This window comes from Janthinobacterium sp. SUN211, assembly GCF_030587315.1.
Classification (GTDB): domain Bacteria; phylum Pseudomonadota; class Gammaproteobacteria; order Burkholderiales; family Burkholderiaceae_D; genus Janthinobacterium; species Janthinobacterium kumbetense.
Genome location: NZ_JAPWIC010000013.1, coordinates 1 through 22360 on the forward strand (window position 1 = coordinate 1; position 22360 = coordinate 22360).

15 protein-coding genes and 1 rRNA gene are annotated in these 22360 nt (G+C 60.4%); 13 read left to right on the forward strand and 3 right to left on the reverse strand.

Annotated features, from left to right (window positions below; translation table 11 throughout):
- Positions 1 to 3 precede the first annotated feature (3 nt).
- Positions 4 to 116, forward strand: a 5S ribosomal RNA gene (gene rrf / locus O3301_RS28325).
- A 116-nt stretch (positions 117 to 232) separates the two neighbouring features.
- Here rrf and rtcR read toward each other — a convergent pair.
- Positions 233 to 1846: an RNA repair transcriptional activator RtcR gene (gene rtcR / locus O3301_RS28330; protein WP_305058126.1), complete on the reverse strand. Its 1614-nt coding sequence runs from the start codon at positions 1844 to 1846 to the stop codon at positions 233 to 235.
- A gap of 206 nt (positions 1847 to 2052) precedes the next feature.
- Between rtcR and O3301_RS28335 the strand changes: the two genes are divergently transcribed.
- The 5 genes from O3301_RS28335 to O3301_RS28355 all read left to right on the forward strand — a co-directional run bounded on the left by O3301_RS28335 (position 2053) and on the right by O3301_RS28355 (position 7643).
- Complete coding sequence (locus tag O3301_RS28335) at positions 2053 to 3624, forward strand: RNA-binding protein (protein ID WP_305058127.1); 1572 nt, start codon at positions 2053 to 2055, stop codon at positions 3622 to 3624.
- A gap of 272 nt (positions 3625 to 3896) precedes the next feature.
- A complete protein-coding gene (locus O3301_RS28340) occupies positions 3897 to 5132 on the forward strand; it encodes an RtcB family protein (RefSeq protein WP_305058128.1) in 1236 nt (411 codons plus the stop codon).
- Positions 5133 to 5148: 16 nt separating this feature from the next.
- Complete coding sequence (gene rtcA, locus O3301_RS28345) at positions 5149 to 6168, forward strand: RNA 3'-terminal phosphate cyclase (protein WP_099665397.1); 1020 nt, start codon at positions 5149 to 5151, stop codon at positions 6166 to 6168.
- A 130-nt stretch (positions 6169 to 6298) separates the two neighbouring features.
- Positions 6299 to 6784, forward strand: coding sequence for a cytochrome c-550 PedF (pedF, locus tag O3301_RS28350; protein ID WP_035824926.1), 486 nt, complete (start codon positions 6299 to 6301; stop codon positions 6782 to 6784).
- A gap of 25 nt (positions 6785 to 6809) precedes the next feature.
- Entirely contained in the window at positions 6810 to 7643 is an 834-nt protein-coding gene (locus tag O3301_RS28355; protein ID WP_305058129.1) for an ABC transporter substrate-binding protein, read from the forward strand.
- Between the two features lie 59 nt (positions 7644 to 7702).
- On the opposite strand, the gene O3301_RS28360 is transcribed toward O3301_RS28355, so the two are convergent.
- Positions 7703 to 9841, reverse strand: coding sequence for a TonB-dependent receptor (locus tag O3301_RS28360; protein ID WP_305058130.1), 2139 nt, complete (start codon positions 9839 to 9841; stop codon positions 7703 to 7705).
- Positions 9842 to 10045: 204 nt separating this feature from the next.
- Here O3301_RS28360 and O3301_RS28365 point away from each other — a divergent pair, with 204 nt between their 5' ends.
- From O3301_RS28365 to O3301_RS28395, 7 genes are all read left to right on the forward strand, one after another.
- Positions 10046 to 11002, forward strand: a complete 957-nt coding sequence (locus O3301_RS28365) for a beta-propeller fold lactonase family protein (protein ID WP_289900647.1) — start codon at positions 10046 to 10048, stop codon at positions 11000 to 11002.
- A 344-nt stretch (positions 11003 to 11346) separates the two neighbouring features.
- Entirely contained in the window at positions 11347 to 12867 is a 1521-nt protein-coding gene (adh, locus tag O3301_RS28370; protein WP_070280828.1) for an aldehyde dehydrogenase, read from the forward strand.
- 55 nt (positions 12868 to 12922) lie between these two features.
- A complete protein-coding gene (locus tag O3301_RS28375; protein ID WP_034756816.1) occupies positions 12923 to 13312 on the forward strand; it encodes a DUF779 domain-containing protein in 390 nt (129 codons plus the stop codon).
- Between the two features lie 49 nt (positions 13313 to 13361).
- Positions 13362 to 15098, forward strand: a complete 1737-nt coding sequence (locus O3301_RS28380) for a PQQ-dependent methanol/ethanol family dehydrogenase (RefSeq protein ID WP_305058131.1) — start codon at positions 13362 to 13364, stop codon at positions 15096 to 15098.
- A 287-nt stretch (positions 15099 to 15385) separates the two neighbouring features.
- Positions 15386 to 16546, forward strand: coding sequence for a porin (locus tag O3301_RS28385; protein WP_289920003.1), 1161 nt, complete (start codon positions 15386 to 15388; stop codon positions 16544 to 16546).
- A 57-nt stretch (positions 16547 to 16603) separates the two neighbouring features.
- Complete coding sequence (locus O3301_RS28390) at positions 16604 to 18706, forward strand: 4Fe-4S binding protein (RefSeq protein ID WP_305058132.1); 2103 nt, start codon at positions 16604 to 16606, stop codon at positions 18704 to 18706.
- Positions 18696 to 19706, forward strand: a complete 1011-nt coding sequence (locus tag O3301_RS28395; RefSeq protein ID WP_305058133.1) for an FAD:protein FMN transferase — start codon at positions 18696 to 18698, stop codon at positions 19704 to 19706. Before O3301_RS28390 ends, O3301_RS28395 begins: the two co-directional genes overlap by 11 nt.
- A gap of 1 nt (position 19707) precedes the next feature.
- Here O3301_RS28395 and O3301_RS28400 read toward each other — a convergent pair whose 3' ends face one another.
- Positions 19708 to 21696 carry a sigma-54-dependent Fis family transcriptional regulator gene (locus O3301_RS28400; protein WP_289920009.1) on the reverse strand — a complete coding sequence of 663 codons (1989 nt, stop codon included), beginning with the start codon at positions 21694 to 21696 and terminating at the stop codon, positions 19708 to 19710.
- Between the last annotated feature and the right edge of the window lie 664 nt (positions 21697 to 22360).

The following is a 22360-nucleotide window of genomic DNA, read 5'->3' on the forward strand; positions in this document are numbered from 1 at the left end:
ATGCCTGATGACCATAGCAAGTTGGTCCCACCCCTTCCCATCCCGAACAGGACCGTGAAACAACTTTGCGCCGATGATAGTGCTGCAACCAGTGTGAAAGTAGGTTATCGTCAGGCTTGTTATGCGAAAAAACCCCTTCCGGTGATCCGGTTGGGGTTTTTTTACGTCTGGCGGTTTGGTTTTGTCAGCAGATAGGCGTGAAAAAAGCAGCGCCAAGCGCTGCTTTTTTCATTTAATTAAGTTGGCAGACCCTATCCCAATCAAGGTCAAAGCGGGCCAGGTATTTTTTGAGCCGGTCTGCATCGTTGGGTTTGGCTTTCGCCGCGCGCGATACGGCATACAGGGTACGGCCGGCATCGGACATATTGTTCGATTGCCGGCAAATCTTGATCACTGCCTGCAACTGCAGCGCATCAAACAGGTCGAGCTGCGCGGCTACCTCGCTTCCCATGATATCGACCAGGTCGATTTCCGTGCCCCAGGCAGGCTTGTCATGATGCTGCCACATCCGCTTCAAGCGCCGGATTTCCTCTTCGACCACGCCATCCGTGATGCGGCCCGCTTCCGACAGGGTGGCCAGGCGCGTGACGGCGGCGGACAAATCGCGGAAATTGCCCTTCCATGCCGAGGTGGGCAGGGTGGCGAAACGCATGAAACGCTCGTGTGCCTCCTTGTTGAAGCGTACGCGTTCGCCCGTTTCCGCGCTGTATTGTGTCAGCAGGTATTCCAGGTTCGGTTCGATGTCTTCCGGCCGCTGCGCCAGCCCCGGCAATTCGTACGTCCACAGGTTGATGCGCGCATACAGGTCTTCGCGGAAGCGGCCGGCCATTACTTCTTTGCCCAGGTCGCGGTTGGTGCCCGCGATCAGCTGGAAGTCGCTCTGTACCTCCGTATCGGCGCCGACGGGAAAGAAGCGCTTTTCTTCAATGGCTTTCAACAGCATCGCCTGCTCGTCGAGTCCCAGTTCGCCGATTTCATCGAGAAACAGCAGTCCCTTGTGCGCGCTGCGCAGCAAGCCTGGACGATCCGAGCCTGCGCCTGTGAAGGAGCCCTTGATATGGCCGAACAAGGTGGAGGCTGCGCCATCGCCATGCAATGTGGCGCAATTGAGGTCGATGAATTTTCCGTCGATCTGGTGGCGCGATTTTTTCAGTTCATACACGCGGCGCGCGAGGAAGGATTTGCCGGCGCCGGTAGGTCCCATCAGCAGCATGGGGGCTTTCGATTTGATGGCGACGCGCTCGATTTCATCGATCATGCCGTTGAACTTCGCATTGCGCGTGGCGATGCCGGACTTCAGGAAGGCCACGCCTTCGGCCTGCTCGCGCGTAAAACGCTGGGCAATCTGGTCGTAGCGCGACAGATCGAGGTCGATCAATGCGTAACTGCCGGGATTGCCGGTGGCCTGGCGCTTCGGCGGCGACGTTTGCACGAGACGGCCAGGAAAATAGCGCGCTTCCGTCATCAGGAACATACATATCTGCACCACGTGGCTGCCGGTGGTGATGTGAATCCAATAGTCTTCCTTGTCCGGATCGAAGGGGTAGCTATTGGCAAAGTCGTAGAGCGCGCCATACACATTTTCGAAGTCCCAGGCATCGCTGATAGGCAGTTCATGGGAGATCAGCCTGGTTTCGGGCGAGACGCTGGCAATATCCTGCGACACCTGGCGTACCAAGTTGTCGAACTGGCTACCCGCGTACAGCAACTCGAAGCGGTCGATGATCTTGTCCTCGTGCTGGGTCAGGGCGATGCTGGGACGCCACTTTTCCCAGCGTGCAGCTCCCCTGCCATTGTCGAGCTGCGTGCCGAGAAAGCCGATGACGACGGTGCGTTTTGCTTGCATATATGGGATAAAAATTTATCTGAAAAGATAATTGTATTCCAAATTTCAGTGACAGGGATATTTTCAATGAACAGCTTGTATTTAAATATTATTTAATAAAATCAATGAGTTATCGTAATTTTTGAGGAAATATTGAAAGCTGGCACAGCGCTTGCAATAGAGGAGATACCAACGAGATAAACGTAGAGAGCAGAGAGGAACGAAAAATGGCCAACGCCCAGTTATTCCAGAGCGCGCAACAGACAGCAACCATGCCAGCGGCGCTGGCACGCAATGCCGAAGGCGCATCCGCTTACGCGCTGACGCCCCGGCATCAGCTGGCGCAGTACGCGGCCACCGGTTGCCTGAATACGACGTTTTATGCCAGCGCCGAAGCGCAACTGGCGAAAGTACGCGAGCTGTGCCAGGCGGTCGAGCCGACCTTCATTGCGCAGACGGCCGTGTACTGCCGCGAACGGGGCTACATGAAAGACATGCCGGCCTTGCTGGTGGCCATGCTGGCGGGGCAGGGCGCCGCGGAATGCGCGCCAGCCTTTCAGCGTGTGATTAACAGCGGCAAGATGCTGCGTAACTTCGTGCAAATCATGCGCTCGGGGGCCGTGGGCCGCAAGTCGCTGGGATCGCGTCCGAAAAAGCTGGTGCAGGCATGGCTGAACGGCGCGTCGGAACAAGCCTTGCTGGCCGCGGCCGTGGGCAATGCGCCATCGCTGGCCGACGTGGTCAAGATGGTGCATCCGAAACCGCAGGAAGCGTGGCGCGCGGCCTTCTTCGCCTGGCTGATCGGCAAGCCGTACGATGCCGCGGCCTTGCCGCCGGTGCTGGCCGCGTTCGAAGCTTACAAGCTTGATCCAGCGCAAACGATACCGGACGTGCCCTTCCAGATGCTGACGGCGCTGCCCTTGAGCGCACAGGATTGGGCGCAGATCGCCCGCCAGGGCAGCTGGCAGATGGTGCGCATGAATCTGAATACCTTTGGCCGCCACGGCGTGTATGCGATAGCCGGCATGCCGGAGTTGATCGCCGCCAAGCTGCGCGATCCCGAGGCGATTGGCCGGGCACGGGTGTTTCCGTACCAGCTGATGTCGGCTTGCATGGCGGCCGGCGAGAGCGTGCCGGCCATCGTGCGCGATGCGCTGGAACAGGCGCTGGAAATATCGCTGCTGAACGTGCCGCAGATCGCTGGCAAGGTGGTGGTGTGCCCCGACGTCTCCGGCTCGATGTCCTCGCCCGTCAGCGGTTTTCGCGGCAGCGCCACGTCCAGCGTGCGCTGCATCGATGTGGCGGCGCTGGTGGCGGCGGCCATGTTGCGCAAGAATCCGGATGCCATGGTGCTGCCGTTCGAGCACAGCGTGGTGCAGTGCGGACTCGGCGCGGATGATAGCGTGATGAGCAACGCGGCCAAGCTGGCAGGCATCGGTGGCGGCGGTACCAATTGCAGCGCGCCGCTGCTGCGCATGAACAGCAAGAAGGAGCTGGCCGACCTGGTGATTTATGTGTCCGATAACGAATCGTGGATCGACGCCAAACGCAGCGGCGCCACGGCGACGATGGGACAGTGGAATGTCTTCAAGCAGCGCAATCCGCAAGCAAAGCTGGTGTGCATCGATATTGCGCCGCATGCCACCACGCAGGCGATGGAGCGCGAGGATATTCTGAATATCGGCGGTTTTTCCGACGACGTCTTCAAGATCATCGCCGCCTTTGCCGCCGGCCGGCTGGATCCCGCCCATTGGGTGGGAGAAATCGCCGCCATCGATATCGCAGCACCAGGTTGTTGAAGCAAAGCGCATGAATGCGGACAAGACTACATAAGAGACGTCCTGTCCACGCTTGTCATGCGCCGTAGTACCCCGAATGCCGACAGGATTACATCGATCAGCCGCGTCAGACCGGCCTGGCAGGCGCAGTGCGTCTGCCAGAAATCCTGTCCCCCCTTGTCGGGTTGTCGTACTGATGAATGCCGGTGGAACTACATCCTGGGCCGATGCGTCGGCAACTGTTTCACCAACCCTGGTCATCACCCCCTATACAATAGAAGAAGAGAATAGCGATGAAAAACGAAGAATACGAAGTCCTGCATACCGAAGGCAGCCGTCCCGTGAAAATGTGGACGCGTGGCGTGCCCGTCGAAGAAGCGGCTAAAAAACAATTGCGCAACACGGCGACCCTGCCGTTCATTTACAAGCATATCGCCGTCATGCCCGACGTCCACCTGGGTAAGGGCTCGACCATCGGCAGCGTGATTCCCACCCTGGGCGCCGTGATTCCGGCGGCCGTGGGCGTGGATATCGGCTGCGGCATGATGGCGGCGAAAACCACGCTGACGGCGAACGATCTGCCCGATAACCTGGGACCGCTGCGCAGCGCCATCGAACGCGCCATTCCGCACGGGATGTCGCCGAAGACGCGCGGCCACCGCGGTCGCGACGAGGGTTCCTGGCATACGCCGCCCTCGGTGGTCGATGCCGCGTGGCTGCAATTGAAGGATGAATTCGATGCGATTTGCCTGAAAACGCCAAAGCTGAAAAATACGAACAATTACCGCCACCTGGGAACCTTGGGTAGCGGCAACCACTTCGTCGAAGTGTGCCTCGACGAGCAGGGTTCCGTATGGTTCATGCTGCATTCCGGTTCGCGCGGCGTGGGCAATGCCATCGGCACCCATTTCATCGAACTGGCCAAGCAGGATATGCGCATCCACTTCATCAACCTGCCCGACCAGGATTTGGCTTACCTGGCCGAGGGAACGCAGCATTACGACGATTACGTGGAAGCGGTGGGCTGGGCCCAGCGTTTCGCCCGCAACAACCGCGAAGTGATGATGCAGAACTTGATCGCCGCCGTGCGCACGGTCATCCATAAACCGTTCCAGACGCACGTGGAGGCCGTCAACTGCCACCATAACTATGTGCAGAAGGAGCACCACTTCGGCAAGGATGTATTGATCACGCGCAAAGGTGCTGTGTCGGCCCGTGCGGGCGAACTGGGGATCATTCCCGGCTCCATGGGCGCGAAGAGTTTTATCGTGCGCGGCAAGGGCAATGCCGAGAGTTTCCATAGCTGCAGCCACGGCGCGGGACGCACGATGAGCCGCACGGAAGCGAAGCGGCGTTTCAACCTGGATGACCAGATCCGCGCCACGCAAGGCGTGGAATGCCGCAAGGATGAAAACGTGATCGATGAAATCCCGATGGCTTACAAGGATATCGATGCGGTGATGCTGGCGCAGCGCGAGCTGGTCGATGTCGTGCATATCTTGAAGCAGGTCGTCTGCGTCAAAGGATAAGAGAGAGAAAATAGAGATGATAGAAATAGATGGAGCGCAAGGCGAAGGCGGCGGACAGATTTTACGTTCGGCGCTGAGCCTGTCGATGATCACGGGGCAACCGTTTCGGCTGAGTAACATTCGCGCGGGACGGGAAAAGCCCGGCTTGCTGCGCCAGCATCTGCTGGCCGTGCAGGCGGCAACCGCCATTTGCGGGGCGCGCACGACGCCGGTGGCGCTGCGCGCGTCGAGCCTGGAATTCGTTCCCGGCCCCCTGCGCGGCGGCGATTACCGCTTTGCCATCGGCAGCGCCGGCAGCTGCACCCTGGTGCTGCAAACCTTGCTGCCGGCCCTGCTGCATGCGGATGGGCCATCCACCGTGCGCATCACTGGCGGCACGCACAATGCCATGGCGCCGCCCGTGCATTTTTTGCAGCGCGCGTATGGCCGCATCCTGCAGCAGATGGGCGCCGAGGTGGAGATCGCGCTGCAACGCTACGGCTTTCATCCTGCGGGCGGCGGCGAGGTGACGGCCACCGTGCAACCGTGCCGGCGCTTGCAGCCGATTCAACTGCTGCAGCGCGGTGAACGGAAGGCGGGGTATGCGGAAAGCGTGGTGGCGGGCGTGCATGTGCAGGTGGCGCAGCGCGAGCTCGAGCGTGTCGCCAGCGGTATGGGCTGGAGCGGCAAGCAGCTGCGCCTCGTCGGCTTGCCGGCGGAGCAGGGGCCGGGCAACGTCCTGCTGCTGACCCTGGAGCATGAGCATGTCACGGAAGTATTTACTTCGTTCGGCGAAAAGTCCTTGCTGGCCGAGTCCGTGGCCAAGCGCCTGTTGAACGAGGTGCGCGCCTATCTCAAGACGGACGCGGCCGTCGGCGAGCATCTGGCCGACCAGCTCTTGCTGCCTATGGCGCTGGCGGGCGGCGGTACCTTCAGCTGCAACAAGGTATCGCAGCATGCGCTGACGAATGCGGAGGTGATTGCCCGATTTTTGCCCGTGCGTATCACTTTCGAGCAGCAGGCGCGCGGCAGCATCTGCACGGTGGCCGCCGCCTGAGGCGCGCGCTGACACAACTACGTGTTGCAGCTGTTCCAAATTGATACATGGCCGGCCGGATGTGGGGCATATGTGCATGGCATGGCATTTGCTCTTCTTTGGTATTGACTAAAAAACCAAGGAGACCAGCATGACCTATTCCATTCGTACCCTGCTCGGCGTGGCCGCCGCCGGCGCCGTTGCCCTCACTTCCCTGCTGACCTTGCCGCATGCCTATGCGCACGGCAATGTCACGCCGCAAGGTGTCGATACCACGGGCTTGCCCAAGGTGGGCGACAAGTGGCTCGAGCAAAACCCGTATCGGGGCAACAAACTGGCCTTGACGGTAGGCACATCGGCCTACAACCAGAATTGCGCCCGTTGCCACGGCATCGAAGCCATCTCCGGCGGCATCGCGCCCGACTTGCGCCAGCTGGACCGTGATTGCTTCGGTATCAAGAATGAGACAAAGAAACAGGCGTGCTACAAGGAAACGGACAATTACTACCTGACCACCATCCGCCACGGTAAAGTGCGCAATGGCGCCGTGTACATGCCGCCGTTCGAAGGCGTGTTCAACCAGGAAGCCATGTGGGCCATCAAGACCTATCTGGAAACGCGCCGCGAGTCGAATTAAGTCGAACTGATCACGAAGGAGTCCCATGCGTTCAATTCAATTCCGGGGCGCGCGCGCGATGATCTCGCTCGCTTGCCTGGCGCTATGCGCCGCCGCGCCGGCGCGCGCCGACTGGCAAAAGGTGCAGCAGTCGGGCAGCCTGAAAGTGGCTGTGTACAACGAATTCGCGCCGTTTTCTGACAAGGGTACGGGCATCGATATCGATATTGCCGAAGCGCTGGCGAAAAAGCTGGGGCTGAAACTGAGCTTGCTGCCATTTCCCGCCGGCGAAAACCTCAACGACGATTTGCGCAATATGGTGTGGAAGGGGCATTACCTCGGTTATGGCCCCGCCGATGTGATGTTGCATGTGCCGGTCGACAAGAAGTTGATGGCGGACAACGACAAGGTCGAGATCTTCGCGCCATACTACGTGGAAACCGTGCGCCTGGCGCGCAGTGCGCAAGCCGTGCCGCAATTCGATGGCGTCGCCTCGCTGGCCGGCAAGCGCATCGGCGTGGAAAAGGTGTCGATCGCGGCCATGCTGATGCTGGGCGAAGACAATGGCAAGTACCGCGACGACGTGCGCATCTTCGATACGGCAGCCGAAGCCTTGCAGCAATTGCAGGCGGGCAAGCTCGACGCCGTGCTGGCCAACCGTTCGGAAATCGAATCGGTACTGAAAAGCGATCCCGCTTTCCCCATGAGCGAAGTGGCGTTCGCCCGCCTGCCGCGTGCGGGCTGGGCGGTGGGCCTGGCCGTCAGCCGCCAGCAGCTCGACGTGGGCAAGTTGCTGCAGGCAGCCATGAACGAAATGGCGGCCAGCGGCGAATTGAAAGCCATCTTCGAGAAATATGGGGTGAAGGAAGCACGGCCATAGCAGGCCATGTTGAATGACAAAAAAGCCCGCGCATCGGAAGAGGCGCGGGCTTTTTAGTTTTAGAAACTATATTGGGCGCTAACGCCCAGCAACCAATTACGTCCCGGCGCCGCTTCATAGTAGCGCTTGTTGCTGTCGCCGACGATGACGGAACCCACGTAGGTCTTGTCGAACAGGTTGTTCAGGCGGGCAAACTCCTTGAAGCGCCAATTGCCCACGTTTTGCCTGGCGTTGACGCGCGCATTGAATACCGTGTAGCCGGGCGCCGGTTTTTCGATGTTGCTGTCTTCCGCGTAGACCTGGCTGCTGGCCACGCTTTCCAGCGCTGCGCCAAAACGGTCGAGCGTGTCTTTCCAGGCCAGTTCAGCGAATAGGTTAGCGCTGGGTACGCCCGGCAAGCGGCTGCCTTCGCGCACGCCGCCAAATGCCTGGTCATACACGGCATGCAGGCTGGTGAGCGCCACTTTGGTCGTGAAGCCATATGGCAGGTTCGAATCCAGCGACACTTCCATGCCCTGGCGCAAGGTTTTACCCCCATTGCGATAGCTGGTGCGCCCGCCGCTGGACTTGTCGACCACCAGTTCGTCGTTGGTCTTGATCTGGAACAAGGCCGCATTCACGTGCGTGTTGTTGGCGATCCTGGCCTTGACACCCGCTTCCAGGTTGGTGCTGGTGGCTGGCTTCAAGTTGAAATTGAAGCCGCCGCCCGTGCCCGAGTAAAACAGTTCGTTCAAGGTTGGGGCCTCGAAACCGCGCGCGGCGCTGGCGTAGACGTTGACGTTCGGCGTCAGTTTATACAGCAGGCCCAGCACGGGCGTCGTGTGGCTGAACTCCAGGCTGCCGCTATCGTTGCCGTTGCTGAGGAAATGGTCGTCGACAGCCACTTTCATCTTGCTGTAGCGCACACCTGCGCTGAGTAGCCACGGGCCGCCTTGCCATTCCGCCTGGATATACGGATCGAGGCTGGAGACGACATTCTGCTCGTCGCGGCGCAGCTTGCCTTTTACGCCAAAGCTATTGCCAATGAAATTTTCATAGCCGGTGCGGTCGTCGCTGGAGCGGCCATAGTCGATGCCGATAGTCGTGCTCAGCTTGCCTCCGGCCAGCTGGTTCACGTGCAGCCAGTTGGTGTCGATGCCATAGAATTGGCGCTGGAAATCGACCACGCCGCCCGAATGGCTAGGCGGCGCCTGGAATCCCTTGGTAAACGCCTGGTACTGGATCACGTCGCGGTTGCCGCCATACACCATCACGTGCAGACGGTCATCGCCGAACGACTGTTCATAAGTGGCGCCGATCTGCTGGTGGTCGATGCTCTTGCGCGTGTTGTAGCGCTCGGCCAGGGTGCGTTTCGGGTTCTGCGTGTCCGTCGTGTCGATTTCGCCGGCGCGCGGGTTGGCGGCAAACGTGGGCCAGGTGACGCCCAGGGGATCTTGCGTGTTGCCTTGATGCAGGCTGTTGGCGACGATGGTCAGCTTGCTGTCCGCGGTGGGCTTGACGGTGATCTTGCCGAACGCTTGTTCGCGCGTGGCGGCGCTGTGGTCGCGGAAGCCGTCCGTGCGGAAGCGCGAGCCGTCGAGCACGTAGCCGATGCCGCCCGCCTGACCCTGCGCCGTCAAGTCTACCTTGCTGGTGCCGTAGCTGCCGCCCGTCACGTTCAATTCGACGGACGGGGGATTTTGTCCATCCTTGGAAAACAGCTGGATCACGCCGCCCGAATGGTTGCCGTAGATGGCAGAAAACGGTCCGCGCAGCACTTCGATGCGCTCGGCCGTATCGAGGTTGAAGGTGGCGGCCTGGCCCTGGCCGTCGGGCATGCTGGCGGGAATGCCATCGCTGATCAGCTTGACGCCGCGCACGCCGAAGGCCGAGCGGGCGCCGAAGCCGCGCGACGAGATTTGCAAGTCTTGCGCGTAGTTCTGGCGGTTTTGCACGACCAGGCCCGGCACGGCGGCCAGCGCTTCCGACGCGTTGACGCGGATTTGGCCATCCTGGATGCGGGCGCTGTCGACCACGTCGATGGACGCCGGCACTTCCTGGCTGGGGTGGGCGATGCGGCTGCCGCTGACGACCACCGTATCCATGAGTTGCCCGTTGGCCGGGTCAGCTGCCTCGGCGGCAAAGACATGGGGGGCGAGGGTGGCGCTGCCGGCGACAAACAGGCTGGCGATGGTGTTCAGGCGGAAACGATGCTGCATGCGGATTCTCCAATGTGAATAAAAGCCTGCTTGATCGCGTGCGCGGTACAGGTCTGCGTAGGTGTATCAAGCAATATGCCTGCCATGTCTCCATTGGTGGGCTGAAATTATACGCGTGTCAGTGGCACGGCGTTTGCATACGGTAATTGTCAGAGGCGCCGATGCGGCGCGCTTTTCCCTCGTTTTGCCATTGAAAAGGTGATTATGCCCAACTTCTTCTCGCGCTTGCGCCAGGTGTGCTGGCTGCTGCCGGCGCTCGCCAGCACCGCTGTCCAGGCCGCTCCATTTGCCTATGTTCCCAACGAAAAGTCGGGCACCTTGAGCGTGATCGACACGGCGACCGACCAGGTGGTGCGCCAGATCGCCGCAGGCAAGCGTCCGCGCGGCATCGCCGCCGACCCCACTGGGCGGCAATTGTTTGTCACGGACGCCGCCAGCAGCGCTTTGCTGCTGATCGACAACGCTGGCGGCGCGCCCGTGCGCACGGTGGCGCTGGGCAAGTCGCCCGAAGGCGTCAGTGCCTCGCAAGACGGTAGTCACGTGGCCGTTGCCGTCGAGGAAAACAATAGCGTGGCCTTGCTCGATGGCCAGACAGGTACCTTGCTCGCCGATATCAAGGTGCAGGGACGCAATCCGGAACACGCCGTCTTCAGCCCGGATGGGCGCTGGCTGCTGGTCAGCGCGGAAGAGGCGGAGCAAGTCGATGTCATTGATGTGGCGCAACGCCGCCAGGTCGCTTCCATCGCCGTGGGGCTGCGTCCGCGCGGCATCGGTTTCAGCCCGGACTCGGGCCGCGCCTACGTGGCGTGCGAACTGGTCAATGCCGTCTACGTGATCGACATGGCCGCGCGCAAGGCGATTGCCACCATTCCAGCGGGCAAGAATGCCAATGGCATCGCCGTCCATCCCGGCGGCAAGCAAGTGTATGTCTCGAACGGCATCGACGGTACGGTGATGGTGATCGACACGGCCAGCAATCAGGTCACGGCCACGATTGGCGTCGGCAAGCGCCCGTGGAACATGGCCATCACGCCGGACGGCGCCAAGCTGTACGTGGCCAATGGCCGCTCGAACAGCGTATCCGTCATCGACACGGCCAGCGCGCGCAAGGTGGCCGATATTGCCGTGGGTGAATTGCCATGGGGCGTGGTGATTCGTTGATTCCTTCATGGCACAGGCGCAGGTGTTCCAGTCTGGTACACCTGTTCCATTGTGCAGCGGCGGCGTGGCGGCACAGCAGGGCTGGCCCGGATTGGAACAGGATGCTGCCACCTTGTTCAAAACGCAAACAGAGCCACGCCCCCACCCAAGTCCGGGGCATGCGCTGAAAAGCGGGCCGGGATTGACGCCACGCCCTTGTAACGAGGGTAAAACCGGCTAAGTTTGTAGTGGGACGGCGAGCTGGCACGGCATTTGCGGAAGACTCCGTGTACTCACCCCATCTGTACCAGGACGTTTGATTTTAATTAAGTATTTCCATTCTAATTAACCCGATAGAGGACGACATGAATCTCGCAGACATCAGCAAACTGGGCGTAGCCAATCCCTTCAAACAACGCTATGACAATTACATCGGCGGCAAATTCGTTGCACCAGTAAAAGGTGAATACTTTCCTAACATCACGCCGATCACGGGCTTGCCGTTTTGCGAAATCGCCCGTTCCACGACGGAAGACGTCGAGCTGGCGCTGGACGCCGCGCACGCCGCCAAGGATGCCTGGGGCAAGACTTCGCCTGCCGAGCGCGCCAATATCCTGAACCGCATCGCCGACCGCATCGAACAGAACCTGAGCCTGATCGCCACGGCGGAAACCATCGACAACGGCAAGCCGATCCGCGAAACGATGAATGCCGACATTCCGCTGGCCATCGACCATTTCCGTTACTTCGCCGGCTGCATCCGCGCCCAGGAAGGTTCCGTCGCGCAAATCGATGCGGAAACCTATGCCTACCATTACCATGAGCCGCTGGGCGTCGTGGGCCAGATCATCCCGTGGAATTTCCCGATCCTGATGGCCGTGTGGAAACTGGCGCCAGCCCTGGCGGCAGGCAATTGCGTTGTCTTGAAACCGGCCGAGCAAACCCCGGCTTCCATCATGGTGTTGATCGAGCTGATCGGCGACCTGCTGCCGCCGGGCGTGCTGAACATCATCAACGGTTTCGGCCTGGAAGCGGGCAAGCCGCTGGCGTCGAGCAAGCGCATCGCCAAGATCGCCTTTACGGGCGAAACGGGCACGGGCCGTCTGATCATGGGCTATGCGGCGCAAAACCTGATTCCCGTCACGCTGGAACTGGGCGGCAAGTCGCCGAACATCTTCTTTGAAGACGTGATGGATGCGGATGATGATTATTTCGACAAGTGCCTGGAAGGTTTTGCGATGTTTGCGCTGAATCAAGGCGAAGTGTGCACCTGCCCGTCGCGCGTACTGATCCAGGAGTCGATCTACGAAAAATTCATCGAACGGGCCTTGAAGCGCGTGGCCGCCATCAAGCAGGGCAATCCGCTCGACTCCGCCACCATGATCGGCGCCCAGGCGTCGCAGGAGCAGCTGGAGAAAATCCTGTCCTACCTCGACATCGGCCGCCAGGAAGGCGCGGAAGTGCTGGCCGGCGGCGAGCGCAACACGCAGGCGGGCGACCTGGAAGGCGGCTATTACGTGCGTCCGACCGTGTTCAAGGGCAATAACAAGATGCGCATCTTCCAGGAAGAGATCTTCGGACCGGTCGTGTCCGTGACCACCTTCAAGGATGAGGCCGACGCGCTGGCGATTGCCAACGATACCTTGTACGGCCTGGGCGCCGGCCTGTGGACGCGCGACGGTTCCCGTGCCTTCCGCATGGGACGTGCCATCCAGGCGGGCCGCGTGTGGACCAATTGCTACCACCTGTATCCGGCCCATGCCGCGTTCGGCGGCTACAAGCAATCGGGTATCGGCCGCGAAAACCACAAGATGATGCTCGACCATTACCAGCAAACGAAGAACTTGCTGGTGAGCTATAGCCCGAAAGCGCTGGGCTTCTTCTAAACCGGCAACAGGCGCCGCGCTTGCTGTCCGGGCGCGGCGCGCAGAAAGGGATGCCATGAGTGCAGCAATTGCCCGGGTGGTCGCCACCGATGCGGCGCTGGAAATGATGGACAAGTTGCGCCAGCGTCACGGCCCGCTGATGTTTTTCCAGTCGGGCGGCTGCTGCGACGGCAGTGCGCCCATGTGCTACGCGCTGGGCGAGTTCGATGTCAGCGACACCGACATTTATCTCGGCAATTTGAATGGCACACCGTTCTACATGGGACTCGAGCAATTCGAGTACTGGGAGCATACCCAGTTGATTATTGATGTGGTCGATGGCAATGGCGGCATGTTTTCACTCGACAACGGCACGGGCAAGCGCTTTTTGACGCGCTCGCGCCTGTTCACCGATGAAGAGTGCGCGCTGTTGCATGCCCAGCCGCATGAGCACCGCAAGACTTGATACACACATACTAATAAAACAGAGGGAGATGATTGTGCAGAAAAAAATCATGGGGATACTCATCGGTTTGGGTTTGGCATCGCTGGCCCAGGCGGCCGACGTGGGCAATGTCACCAATGCCATGCTCGACAGCACGGCAAAGAATCCGGCCAGCGTCCTGTCCTTTGGCATGGGTACGCAAGGCCAGCGCTATTCGCCATTGACGCAGATCAATGACAAGACCGTGGCCAAGCTGGTGCCGGCGTGGTCGTTTTCGTTCGGCGGCGAAAAACAGCGGGGCCAGGAATCGCAGCCGCTGATTCACAACGGCAAGATGTTCGTCACGGCATCTTATTCGCGCATCTTTGCCGTCGACTTGAAAACGGGCGCCAAGCTGTGGAAATATGAGCATCGCTTGCCGGACGGCATCATGCCGTGCTGCGACGTGGTCAACCGCGGCGCGGCCCTGTATGGCAATCTGGTGATCTTCGGTACCCTGGACGCCTACCTGGTGGCGCTGGACCAGAATACGGGCAAGATCGTCTGGAAGGAAAAAGTGGACGATTACGCGGCCGGCTACTCGATGACGGCCGCGCCGCTGATCGCCGAAGGCTTGCTGCTGACGGGCGTGTCGGGCGGGGAATTTGGCATCGTCGGCCGGGTCGAAGCGCGCAATCCGATGACGGGCGACCTCGTGTGGAGCCGTCCGACGGTGGAAGGCCATATGGGCCACCGCTACGACAAGGATGGCAAGGCCATCGACAACGGCCTGTCCGGCACGGCGAACAAGACGTGGCCGGGCGACCTGTGGAAAACGGGCGGCGCCTCGACCTGGATGGGCGGCACCTACGATCCGCAAACCAAGCTCGCCTATTTCGGCACGGGCAACCCGGCGCCGTGGAACAGCCATTTGCGTCCCGGCGACAACCTGTACTCGTCATCCACCGTGGCGCTGGACGTGAAAACGGGGCAGATCAAGTGGGCGTATCAGAATACGCCGAACGATGCCTGGGATTTCGACGGCGCCAACGAGTTCGTCACCTTCGACATGGATGGCAAGCGCTACGGCGGCAAGGCCGACCGCAACGGTTTCTTCTATGTGATCGACGCCAACACGGGCAAGCTGCAGAACGCCTTTCCATTCGTGAAGAAAATCACCTGGGCCAGCAGCATCGACCTGAAGACGGGCCGGCCGAATTTCATTGCCGCCGGCCGCCCTGGCGACCCGACCAAGGGAGAGGAAGGCAAGAAGGGCACGACCGTGTTTGCCGCGCCCGCTTTCCTTGGCGCCAAAAACCAGATGCCGATGGCGTACTCGCCGCAAACCAAGCTGTTCTACGTTCCCGCGAATGAATGGGGCATGGATATCTGGAACGAGCCGATCAGCTACAAGAAGGGCGGCGCCTTCCTCGGCGCGGGTTTCACCATCAAGCCCCTGTTTGACGACTACATCGGCGCCATGCGCGCCGTCGATCCGAAGACGGGCAAGATCGTCTGGGAAATCAAGAACAACGCGCCGCTGTGGGGTGGCGTGATGAGTACGGCCGGCAACCTGGTGTTCTACGGCACGCCGGAAGGCTTCCTGAAAGCCGTCGACGCGAAGACGGGCAAGGAATTGTGGAAATTCCAGACGGGCTCTGGCGTCGTGGCGCCGCCCGTCACCTGGCAGGATGGCGACACGCAATATGTGGCCGTCGTTTCCGGCTGGGGTGGCGCCGTGCCGCTGTGGGGCGGCGAGGTGGCGAAGAAGGTCAACTTCCTGGAACAGGGCGGTTCCGTGTGGGTCTTCAAGCTGGCATCGAAGTAACGGGGTGAAGCATCCGGGCCACTCGGATGGGTGTCTCCCTGTCCGCCGGGTGTTTTCTTTTTGCTGACGGCCCAGGCCGTCAGTTTTTTGTTTACCTGGATGCCCGCTATGCCTGCTTGCGGTCAAAAAATGAACACCGGCAGTGGCGATTGATCCGCCGCTGCACAAGTCAACTACGTACTTTCTCTTTCTCCCTCTGGGTCGCGCTGGGCACGCTTATTGCCAAAGCTTGAGGTACATCAATCACTGGTGTGCACACTAAAAACAGAGAAGAAAGAGGAGAAGCAATGAATACATTGATCAAGCTGGGGAGCCTGGGTGTCATGACGATCGCAGCGGTGGGACAGGCACACGCCGTCGATATCAAGGCTGGCGACTGGACCGTGTCGGTGGGCGGCATCGTCAACGCTTACTACACGCAAGTGTCGTGTTCGGGCGATGCGGTGGGCGGGCTGGCGCTGGGCGGCCAGGCGCTCGGTTGCGGCGGTGAGAAAGACCGTACGACCATCGGCAACGGCTTGCTGCCGAATGGCTTGATCACTTCGGCAAGTTCGCGGCTGGGCGAGTACGACGTGAAAGCCTTGATCGGCATCTACAACTCGACGGCCACGGACAGCGCCATCAGCCAGAACAGCGTGGTCGATGTGCGCCAGGCATTCTTTACGTTTGGCAATGAACACATGGGCACTTTCAAGCTGGGCCGCGACTACGGCATCTTCGGCGCGAATGCGATTTTGTCCGACATGACCTTGCTCGGTTCAGGCGCACCCGTGCAGGCGACGCAACGGGGCCGGGTGACCCTGGGCCATATCGGCGCCGGCTATACCTATCTGGGCAACTATGGCCAGATCATGTACAGCTCGCCGAAGTCGGGCGGCTTTGGTGCCGATGTGGCGCTGGTCAGCCCCGTCTCCGATACGCCGATTGTTGCCGGCTCGACCTATTCTTCGAAGTCGAGTCCGCAAGTGCAGGCACAGCTGACGTATGCGCAGGAAGGCTTGAAAGCCTGGCTGGGCGTGAAGTCGCAAAAATTCACGTCGAAAACGCCGGGCGTCGATGACTTGACCATGCGCGGCGTGGAAGTGGGCGGCTCGTACCAGATGGGTCCGGCTGGCGTGCTGGTCAACTTCCAGGGTGGCAAGGGGCTGGGCATCCTGTCCGATGCGGACCAGGGCGATACCAAGTCGAAGAACTGGCTGTTGCAAGGCACGTACAAGACGACAGACAAGCTGAAACTGGGCTTGTCCTACGGCATCAGCAAGAACGACGACAACACGGCCGGCACGGGCGGCTTGAAGTCGAACGCCAACCTGACCCTTGGCGCGTATTACTCGCTCAACAGCGCGATCACCCTGGTGGGCGAACTGGGCCAGACTCGCTCGAAAGGCTTTACGGGCGGCGAAGCGAAGATGAATGGCGTGTCCCTGGGCGGCATTATTTTCTTCTAATAAACGAACGCGGCGCCTTGTGACAAGGCGCCGCACGGAGCGTGGTGCATGCGGATAATGCGGTTGTTCATCGGATGCTGGCTATTCCTGTTTATCCTGGGACAGGCGTGGGCGGGCGTGCTCGCGAAGGCCGAGCTGGTGCGGCGTTTTCCTGCTCCCATCGTCGTGGGCGACAAGGAGACCGACTTGCCCGTCTGGCCATTGTTCCGGCAAAACGCCACGGCCACGGAGCTGGTCGGCTACGTATTTGAATCCGTGGACCTGGCGCCGATTCCCGGCTTTTCCGGCGTTCCTGTCAATTTATTGATCGCTATCAATCCCCAAGGGAGTTTTCTCGACGTGGCCGTGCTGTCGCAGCACGAACCCGTGTTTCTCGATGGCCTGGGCGAAGCGCCCTTGTTTCAGTTCGTCAAACAGTATCAGGGACTGTCGCTGAAGCAGAATATCGCTATCGATGCCAGGAAGAAACGCGCCACGGACGCCACGCACGCCGATATCGATGGCGTGTCGAAGGCCACGGCTTCTGTGCGCATCATCAACCAGAGCGTGCTGGCGTCGGCCTTGAAAGTGTCGCGCAAAAAACTTGGCTTCGCGCAAGGCCGTGACCCGGACCAGATCGCCCGCATCCGCATGGACGTGTTCGAAAAGCTTGATGTCGCGCAAATGTTAAAGCAGGGCTTGATCCAGCATCTGCGCTTGAGCAATAAGGAGATTGAAAGCCTGTTTGCCGGCAGTCCCGGCGCGGGCCTCGATGGGGAAGCCACGCGCGCGCCGGACGGCGTGTTTATCGACCTGTACCTGGCGTATGTGTCCGTGCCCAGCGTGGGGCGCAATCTGTTGACGGAACGCAGCTGGAACAAATTGCGCAACCGGCTCGACGAAGGCGACCACGCCATCCTCGTCATGTCGCGTGGTCGCTACAGCGTGCTGGGCGACGATTTCGTGCGCGGCACGGTGCCGGACCGGCTATTGCTGAAGCAGGATGGCTTGCCCATCGACATGCGCGACCTGGATCTGGAATTGCAATTGGCGGATACGACGCTGTTGCCGACGGAAAATGTCGCCGTCTTGCGCGTCATCAGCCAGGCGGGGCTCGATGCGGCCAGTCCGCTGGCTTTTACCATGCCGATCACGCGCAGCAAGGGTATCGTGTATCCGGAACGCATCGCGCGCAACGTGGATGTCAATTACCGCCTGCTGGCTGATTTTTATACGGCGCCGCAAGGCGACGATGCCACGTGGCGCGGCACGTGGAAAGGGCGCAAGACTGAGTTGCTGCTGTTGCTCGCCGGGCTGGCGCTGCTGGCCGGTGCATTGGCTTGGCAGAAACGCCTCGTGCGCGATGGCCGCCAGTTTGTCTGGTTCCGTCGCCTGTTCCTGTTGTTTACCATCGGCTTCATCGGCTACTACGCGCAGGGGCAGTTATCGATTGTCAATGTCACTGGCGTCATCCAGGCCCTGCTGGCCGGGCGCAGCCTGGGCTTTTTCCTGTTCGATCCGATGACGGTGATCCTGTGGGCGTTCGTGCTGCTCAGCCTGCTGATCTGGGGGCGCGGCACGTTTTGTGGTTGGCTGTGTCCGTTTGGCGCCCTGCAGGAATTCACGGGCAAGCTGGGCCAGTGGCTGCGCTTGCCTCAATGGAAAATCAAGCCGCGCCTGGATGGGCGCTTGAAATGGATCAAGTATGGCTTGCTGGCGGCCATTCTGGGCAGCAGCGTTTTTTCCAGCCAGATCACGGACAAGCTGGTGGAACTGGAACCGTTCAAGACGGCGATTACCCTGAATTTCGTGCGGGCCTGGCCCTTCGTCGCGTATGCCGTGGGCTTGCTGCTGCTCAGTAGTGTTTCCTACAAATTCTTTTGCCGCTACCTGTGTCCGTTTGGCGCGGCGCTGGCGCTGCTGGGTCGCTTTCGCCTGTTCAACTGGATCCCCCGTCGCAAGGAGTGCGGCACGCCTTGCCAGACTTGCCGCCACCGTTGCGAGTACCACGCCATCGCGCCTGGCGGGAAAGTCGATTATGGCGAGTGTTTTCAATGCATGGATTGCGTGGTGATTTACGCCAGCGATGAAAAATGCGCACCCTTGATGCTGGAAATCAAGCGTGCCCGCACCATTCCCATCGTCCGGGCCACGCCAGAGGAGAGCAGCAATGCAGCGTAGAACCTTTATTTCCGCCGCCATCGGCAGCGTGGCCGGCATGGCGGGCTTGTCTTTGCCGGGCAGCATGGCGCGGGGCACGGCCACGGCGTCCGGCGTGCGCCCTTACCGAGGGGCCGCGCTGGCGTTTGGCACGACCATCGCCGTCACCGTGTTGCATCACGATCAGCGCCAGGCCGAACTGGCCATCGAGGACGCCTTGCATGCAGCGAGGAATATCGACCGCCTGATGAGCATTTACAGCCCGGCCAGCCAAGTCTTCCAGCTGAACCGCGACGGCCGCCTGGCCCGGCCGGATGCGCATTTGCTGGCCGTGCTGGCGCAGGCGCATGCCTTGTCGCAATGGAGCGATGGGGCGTTTGATATCACGGTGCAACCTTTATGGCAGCTGTTCCGTGCGGCGGCAGACCGGGCCAGCTTGCCGACGGACACCTTGCGCCGCGCGGCGCAGGCGCGGGTAGGCTGGCGGCAACTGGCGTGGGATAGCCGGGAAGTGCGTTTTCTGCAGCCTGGCATGGCGCTGACCTTGAATGGCCTAGCGCAAGGCTACGCGGCGGACATGGCGCTGGCAGCCGTGCAGGCGCGCGGCATACGACATGCGCTGCTCGACACGGGCGAATTCGTTGCGCGTGGGCAGCGTGGCGTGCGCCGCCCGTGGACCTTGGGCATCCAGGATCCGCGCGACGCTGAAATCCTGGCGGCCACCTTGAAAGTGGAGGGGCGCAGCGTGGCCACGTCGGGCGACTACGAATGCACGTTCACGCCCGATTTCGTGCATCACCACATCTTCGACCCATCGAAGGGCGATTCGCCGCGTGAACTGGCCAGCGTGACCGTGCTGGCGCCCACGGGTTTGCTGGCCGATGGCTTGTCGACCACCTTCATGGTCACGGGCGCGGCGCGTGCACATGCGATGGCCGCGCACATGGAGGGCGTCGACCTGATGACCATCGACAAGCAGGGCCGGCGCGCAATGTCGCCCGGCTTTTCCCATTTACTCTAGGCTATTTCAGGTGCGGCACCTTGCGATAGATCGTGTTGCGCGACACGCCCAGGGCCCGAGCCGTGGCCGAGACGTTGCCGCCGTGGGCATCGAGCGACTTGAGGATCACGCTTTGCTCCATCTCTTCCAGGTTGGCGCCGGCGGCGATCATGCGGTCCGTGCTGGCGCTGGCGGCAGTCGCTTGCGTTATCTCAATATCGTCGAGGAAATCATCGGGCATGTGGCGCAAACAGATTTCATGTTCGTCGCCCGCCATGACGATGGCCGTGCGCAAGAGATTGGTTAGCTGGCGGAAATTGCCAGGCCATTTATGCTGGTGGAACATGCGCAAGATGTCCGGCGCCACCGTGTAGCGCGTGTCGGGCGCTTCCGTTGCGAGGATTTTTTTCACGACCGTGTCCAGGTCCGTGCGTTCGCGCAGCGGCGGCAGTTTTACCACCAGGCCATTCAGGCGGTAATACAAGTCTTCGCGAAACAGTCCCTTGGCCATGCGTTCGCGCAAGTTGTGATTCGTGGCGCAAATGAGTTCCACGTTGACGGTGATGGATTTGCTGCTGCCCAGGGGCGTGACCATGCGTTCCTGCAACACGCGCAACAGCCGCGCCTGCAAGCCAAACGGCATGTCGCCGATTTCATCGAGGAAGAGGGTGCCGCCATTCGCTTGCAGTATCTTGCCGATCGCGCCTTTCTTGCGCGCCCCCGTAAAGGCGCCGTCTTCATAGCCGAACAGTTCGGACTCGATCAGGGTTTCCGGAATGGAAGCGCAATTGACGGCAATAAACGGTCCCATGGCCCGTGGCGAGTCGTTGTGGATGGCTTGCGCCAGCAATTCCTTGCCGGTCCCCGTTTCGCCCATGACGAGGATGGGGATGTCGCGCCCCAGCACCTTGTTGACCTTTTCGATCACCAGTTCCAGTTGCGGATCGCCCGTGCGCAGGTAGCGCAAGCCGGACAGGCGCCGCGCTGCGTTGGCCGCATGGCTGGCGGACGCGGGAACCTGTGCCGGCACGGCGTTGATATCGCTATGGTCGGTGCTGGCAGTAAAGCCGTGCTGGAAGACGCTATTGGACAGGCGCAACTGCGCGCGCCCATACACGCGCACGCCGCTGTGCATGCACAGGTTCAGCAAACCGGGGGCGGCAGTGCGGTAATGGTCGTACAGGGCAGACACGGGCAAGCCGAACAGGGAGCTGAAGGTATGTGATTGCAGTGCGGCAAATGACAGGCCCAGCTGGAACAAGCCGTTTTTATTGGCGGATAAAAACCGTCCGCCCGGCGTAAACGAGGCGATGCCTTCCATCAAGGTGCCGATGAATTCGGGGCGCGCGTGGAAGTGCACGGTGATGGCATCCTCGAACGTGGCGGAAAACAACTGGTTTTCGATCATCAGCGCCGACATGCGCACGAGAGCCATCGTATGCTTGTGGAAACTGCGTTGGTCGCTCGAGACGTCCAGCACGCCGATGACGTTGCCCCGGTGGTCGGTGATCGGTGCCGCGGAGCACGTCAAGAAATGATTGGCGGCCAGGTAATGCTGGTCCGCATGGACCAAAGTCGGTACTTTTTCCGTGATCGCCGTGCCGATGGCATTCGTGCCGCGGCTCTGTTCCGACCATGCCACGCCTGGCTGCAGGGCGACCCGGTTGGCTTTCTCCAGGAAATCATCGTCGCCCAGCGAATGCACGATCACGCCGTTGGCATCCGTGAGAATCACCATATTGTGCGTGTTGACGATTTGCTGGTACAGGGTTTCCATGGCCGGCAGCGCGTGCGTGTGCAGCATGCGGTTTTGCTCGATCAGCAAGGACAGATCGGACTTGCCGGCCGGCGTAAAGTCGGGCGTGGCCGTGGGCGACAGGCCGAAGGCGACGGAACGCTGATGGGAAGTTTCGATGATGACGGGGACGTTGTCTTGTCCTGCCGGCAAAATGTTCGCGTCCGCGATGGACGAAAACGGTGCGCTACGGTAAGTAGCTGACGGTTGATACATGATCTCGTTGCCTCCGTTGGGCCCTGTACTGCGGCGCTCTTTTGAATATCGAGAGTGTTCCATAATGTAGCACCTGTCACAGATGGGAGCAAAGCAAAGCGAACCGGGCTATCCCCAGTGTTGCTGCCAGGCCCAGAGTTGCTCCCCTTGGTGGTCGGTGCATGTGTTCATATAAGCAATTGCGGTGCCAGGCCTATTGCCTTTGATCTGGCGCAAAAAATAGCGCTTGCGGGGTGCGCAGGGCACGGCTATAATTCGCCCCCTCGCTGAACGACGCATGCAAATGCCGAGTGAGACGAGAAAAAGAAGGAGTTGACGGACGTAGCAAATTGCTTCATACTCTTCCTTCTTCGCAGCTGACAAACACAACGCTTTGTCGATAGCGCGAAAGCAGTAACCGAATACAGTTCTTTAACAATTAACAGTCGATAAGTGTGGGCATTTGATGTAAGTGCAGCAGTGATCTTCGGATTGCTGTAATGCTTAAAATATATCAAATGTTCACAAGAAATAATGAAATAGGCGCTACGAAAGTAGTGGTCTGTCAGTTTTTTGAGTGAGCGACCCATCAGCAATGATGGTGCCGGTAAAACGGCAAAGTAACAGAGATTAAACTGAAGAGTTTGATCCTGGCTCAGATTGAACGCTGGCGGCATGCCTTACA

Coding starts and splice junctions, on each gene's coding strand:
- rtcR (WP_305058126.1), bottom strand. CDS start 1,846: ATGCAAGCAAAACGCACCGTCGTCATCGGCTTTCTCGGCACGCAGCTC.
- O3301_RS28335 (WP_305058127.1), top strand. CDS start 2,053: ATGGCCAACGCCCAGTTATTCCAGAGCGCGCAACAGACAGCAACCATG.
- O3301_RS28340 (WP_305058128.1), top strand. CDS start 3,897: ATGAAAAACGAAGAATACGAAGTCCTGCATACCGAAGGCAGCCGTCCC.
- rtcA (WP_099665397.1), top strand. CDS start 5,149: ATGATAGAAATAGATGGAGCGCAAGGCGAAGGCGGCGGACAGATTTTA.
- pedF (WP_035824926.1), top strand. CDS start 6,299: ATGACCTATTCCATTCGTACCCTGCTCGGCGTGGCCGCCGCCGGCGCC.
- O3301_RS28355 (WP_305058129.1), top strand. CDS start 6,810: ATGCGTTCAATTCAATTCCGGGGCGCGCGCGCGATGATCTCGCTCGCT.
- O3301_RS28360 (WP_305058130.1), bottom strand. CDS start 9,841: ATGCAGCATCGTTTCCGCCTGAACACCATCGCCAGCCTGTTTGTCGCC.
- O3301_RS28365 (WP_289900647.1), top strand. CDS start 10,046: ATGCCCAACTTCTTCTCGCGCTTGCGCCAGGTGTGCTGGCTGCTGCCG.
- adh (WP_070280828.1), top strand. CDS start 11,347: ATGAATCTCGCAGACATCAGCAAACTGGGCGTAGCCAATCCCTTCAAA.
- O3301_RS28375 (WP_034756816.1), top strand. CDS start 12,923: ATGAGTGCAGCAATTGCCCGGGTGGTCGCCACCGATGCGGCGCTGGAA.
- O3301_RS28380 (WP_305058131.1), top strand. CDS start 13,362: ATGGGGATACTCATCGGTTTGGGTTTGGCATCGCTGGCCCAGGCGGCC.
- O3301_RS28385 (WP_289920003.1), top strand. CDS start 15,386: ATGAATACATTGATCAAGCTGGGGAGCCTGGGTGTCATGACGATCGCA.
- O3301_RS28390 (WP_305058132.1), top strand. CDS start 16,604: ATGCGGTTGTTCATCGGATGCTGGCTATTCCTGTTTATCCTGGGACAG.
- O3301_RS28395 (WP_305058133.1), top strand. CDS start 18,696: ATGCAGCGTAGAACCTTTATTTCCGCCGCCATCGGCAGCGTGGCCGGC.
- O3301_RS28400 (WP_289920009.1), bottom strand. CDS start 21,696: ATGTATCAACCGTCAGCTACTTACCGTAGCGCACCGTTTTCGTCCATC.